This is a genomic window from Parablautia muri, from assembly GCF_009917485.1.
GTDB lineage: Bacteria > Bacillota > Clostridia > Lachnospirales > Lachnospiraceae > Suilimivivens > Suilimivivens muri.
The window spans coordinates 1-1568 of record NZ_QZDT01000158.1 but is presented as its reverse complement, the minus strand read 5'-3'; the positions used below and the strand labels follow the sequence as shown (position 1 = coordinate 1568).

2 protein-coding genes are annotated in these 1568 nt (G+C 48.4%); both read left to right on the top strand.

Annotated features, from left to right (window positions below):
- Positions 1-194, top strand: a 194-nt coding sequence (locus D5281_RS26370) for a hypothetical protein (protein ID WP_207709162.1), incomplete at its 5' end; no start/stop codon positions are given.
- 331 nt (positions 195-525) lie between these two features.
- Positions 526-1568, top strand: a 1043-nt coding sequence (locus D5281_RS24875) for a replication initiation protein (protein WP_160556459.1), incomplete at its 3' end; no start/stop codon positions are given.

The window sequence follows — 1568 nt, the reverse complement described above, 5'->3', positions numbered from 1 at the left end:
AGAGGGGTGGCGGTGTAATGGCACACTCCTTGACCCTCTATTTCGCCTTTATTTGCCCTCTGGACGGCTTTGGGGGGCTGTATGGTATTTCCCCTTACCTACTCCCTCTAAAAGCGTGTACACGCCCTACAGCGGCTTTCCTGACCGTTTCTGCTCCTATCCTCATTTTCTTTTTTATCGCTAATCAATCCTAACGCTTTCCAGAACCCCCAAAAGTTATCCACATACTGCGGCTTGCGGGGTCGTCCCTTGATTGATAGCTTGATTTAGCACTTGATTTATCTTTCTTGATTTCCCTCCTGATTTAGACACTCGAAAAAGCCCGATTTTATGCGGCTTTCCGGGTTTTAGCACCATAGACTTTTCCATGACGCACCATAGACTTTTCCCGGTAGCACCATAGACTTTTCCCGGTAACACCATAGACTTTTCCTGATAGCACCATAGATTTTTTCAAGAAGCACCAACTTTTTATTGACAAAAAATATGGTGCTATGCTATCATGATAAGGAAAGGGGTGATACCATGCCACGAAGAAAGAAACTCCCGGCAATCCCGGACTATAAGGGGGCAGGGAAAGAGCCGGACAATCTGCTTATCCAGAAGTCTAACCCCCTCTTGTCCCTCTCTGAAACCGGGCTTACGCTCGCAGAGTTTAAGATACTGGACGCATATCTCGGACGGATAAACAGTCATGACCCGGAAAAGAGGTTTATTCGGTTTGAGAAAGGCGAAATAGAGCGGCTTTTGGACGTTTCCCAGATAAAGCCTGATGACCTCGAAAAGCGGGTTAAGAATCTTTTTCAGACTATCAAAATCAAGGACGGCAACAAGCGCAAGGGCTTCACGCTCATAGCCTTGTTTGAGAAAGCAGAGTGCTATCAAGACGAAGATGGACTATGGCAGGTGGACTTAGGGGCAAGCCCCTCCGCTATGGAGTATATCTTCAACCCGGAACGGCTTGGATACCTGCGGTACAACCTGCGGAACGTGGTCAAGCTGACTTCCAGATACAGCTACGTCTTGTTCTTGTACCTCGAACAGAACAGGCATATGCACCTTACTTGGGACGTTTCTCTGGACGATTTGAAAACCCTCCTACGGTGTACTGCCGATACATACAAGGCTTACTATCGCTTTAACGAATTGGTGCTAAAGAAGTGCCACGAAGAACTGAACGCAAAGACTGACTGCAAATTCTCCTATGAGCCGATAAAGAGGGGTAGGACGGTCAAGGCGGTACGCTTCACCTTGGAGCCGCTTGCTCTGGCTGAAGATATACCGGGGCAGATGTCCATTGATGATTTTCCGGAAATTATGCCGCCGTCCTATGATGATGTCTATGACGAAGAAGCGGCAAGGCGGGATAGGATTTGCAAAGGCTTTGACAGTGCAGAGTTTTCCGGCTTCACCGATGAACAGCTTGCCCTGCTTAAAGACCTTGGCTGGTCAAGGAAACGTGAAAGCGACATAGAGCGTTTTCAGGCTGACGTTGACAGCTTTCCTGACGCTTGCCAATATGCAACAGCCGCCTATCTCCGGCAGACAATCCTGACGGCAAAGGCACG